Genomic DNA, 2,406 nt, shown 5'->3' on the forward strand with positions numbered 1-2,406 from the left:
ATTGTGGTGGGTTTGGTGAACATCGTTTAGGACTGAAGCCAGTTTTGAACTGGGTTTATGTACCAGAGGGAGTCGTGCCGATTGCCAACGTTAATTGGCGATATCAGTGGCTATGGTTATATGCCTTCGTACATCCTAAAACGGGAGAAACTTATTGGTTGATTCTTCCCTATGTCAATACAGAACTGTTTAACAAAGTATTGGCAGATTTTGCTCATGAATTCAGTTTGGGCGCTAAAAAACACATTCTGTTAGCGGTGGACGGAGCAGGATGGCATAAAAGCATTGACATCAAGCTTCCACCAGGGCTACATTTAACATTTTTACCCCCCTATTCACGTCAAGTCTGACGCAGGGAATCCTCCCCCCGTCGAGCTTGACCAGAATTACAACCAGCAGAAAGGTTATGGTCTTTAGTTGATGAGCCAATTGTCAATCAATCCTTTGCCACCTTAGATCATTTGGAGGAAGTTTTATTTCACCGATGTCAATCTTTGCTTCAACAGCAAGATTTGATTCAAGGACTCACTGATTTTCATTGGTGGGCTAGAATTGGAGCTTAGGTGCAAGTTATCTGCCGGACATGATATCAAAGCCAATTTTACGCCGAATTTATGTACCGGAGGGAGAAACCCCTATGGCTAATGTTAATTGGCGATATCAGTGGCTATGGTTGTATGCTTTTGTCCATCCTAAAAGCGGAGAAACTTATTGGTTGATTCTACCGTATGTGAATACAGAACTATTTAATAAGGTTTTATATAAAGTCCGGGAAATAAATTATGGTTAGACTCCGATTTTAGTCCACCAATGAAAACCAGTTAACCCTTGAATCAAATCTTGTTGTTGAAGCAAAGATTTGCATCGGCGAAATAAAATTTCCTCCAAATCATCTAAGGTGGCAAAGGATTGATTAGCAATTAGCTCGTCAACTAAATTCCATAGTCTTTCCGCAGGTTGTAATTCCGGTGAGTAAGAAGGTAAAAACGCTAAATGTAGCCCTCGTGGAAGCTTGATGTCAATGCTTTTATGCCATCCTGCTCCGTCCACCGCTAACAGAATGTGTTTTTTAGCGCCCAAACTGAATTCATGAGCAAAGTCTGCTAAAACCTGATTAAAAAGCTTGGTATTGACATAGGGAAGAATCCACCAGTAAGTCTCTCCAGTTTTGGGATGTACGAAGGCATATAACCATAACCACTGGTATCGCCAATTAACATTGGCAATGGGCGTTTCGCCTTCGGGTACATAAATCCGTTTTAAAATTGGCTTGAGTCCCAAACGATGCTCACCAAACCCACCATAGTTGAATTTCTGCTTCTGGATAAGTAGTTTGAAGCGTGCCTACTTCTATTGCTAGTTTTTTTCCAGGCAATTTGTTCTGATTCGTCGCGAAGAAGTGTGCGATGGCCAAAAGGCACTCGTAGTCTAAATGTCATCTGTCGTAATATTTCCCATCCCCTCTGTCGGCTAATTTGTCGTCCAGTTAAAGATGTTAGCCAGTCTGCAACTTTACGACCGTTCCATAGTCCTCCGTCGGCAGCTTTCTCTTGTAGAACTTGCCATAGCTGTGCTTGCTGGACATCATCAATTAGTGGCGAGGCTCCTTTATTTTGGTGGCGAAAGTCTCCCAATCCTTCAATCCCCAATTCGTTATATCTCAAGACTTTGGCATAAATCCATGTTCTGCTGTAACCTGTTATCTCCTCTACTTCCTCGGTTTTCTTTCCTTGTGCTAATAACCAGATAATCTGAAATTGACGTAAAGTCTGCCGGGTGGAAGCTTCCACCGGCGAGCTTTACGGCTTTCTACCCCATCGCTCGCCTGTTGATAACACTGCTCTAATTGGGCAATATTTGTATGCTCGGCTACCCTGATCCGTTTCGGCATAACTCATCTTTTTACTCTCCACTTTTATCATAATCGGTTATGCGGACTTGATATGAAATAGAGCGCAAACTAGAGTTTTACGATGCCTATGGTGTAGAAGAATATTATCTATACGACCCAGAGAACTTTCAGCTAGATGGATGGCAGCGACAAGGAGAACATCTAACTCGGTTATGGCAACTAAACGGCTGGGTAAGTCCTCGGCTTGGAATTAAGTTTGAAACAAGTCAAGGAGAATTAGTAATTTACTATCCCGATGGACAGCGATTTTTGACTTCTATAGAACCCATTTGACATCTTTCCCTGGAAGGAAGTAACGTTAAGGCAAAAACATAATGCAGATGCCATGCCGTACCAGAGCAGCCTCACCGACGAAGAGTGGAAAATAATAGAACCTTTACTACCTAAGATCCTACCGCCGAAGAAGCAAACAAGACCTTCTAACTGGAGCAAGCGCGAAATCTTGGATGGCATCTTTTATCAACTGAAAAATGGTTGTAACTGGCAAGACTTGC

Annotated in this window: 1 protein-coding gene and 3 pseudogenes; 3 read left to right on the plus strand and 1 reads right to left on the minus strand. The window is 42.5% G+C overall.

What is annotated here, in order from left to right; translation table 11 throughout:
• Positions 1-563: pseudogene (locus tag AC2VE5_RS25870) on the plus strand (transposase); the annotation flags it as partial.
• Between the two features lie 29 nt (positions 564-592).
• Positions 593-760 (plus strand): annotated as a pseudogene (locus tag AC2VE5_RS25875) (IS630 family transposase); the annotation flags it as partial.
• Positions 761-786: 26 nt separating this feature from the next.
• Here AC2VE5_RS25875 and AC2VE5_RS25880 read toward each other — a convergent pair.
• Positions 787-1,891, minus strand: a pseudogene (locus tag AC2VE5_RS25880) (IS630 family transposase).
• 346 nt (positions 1,892-2,237) lie between these two features.
• Between AC2VE5_RS25880 and AC2VE5_RS25885 the strand changes: the two are divergent.
• Positions 2,238-2,406: transposase (locus AC2VE5_RS25885; protein ID WP_486887409.1), on the plus strand; the 169-nt coding region annotated here is incomplete at its 3' end.

This window comes from Aliterella sp. E5.1 (assembly GCF_057473825.1).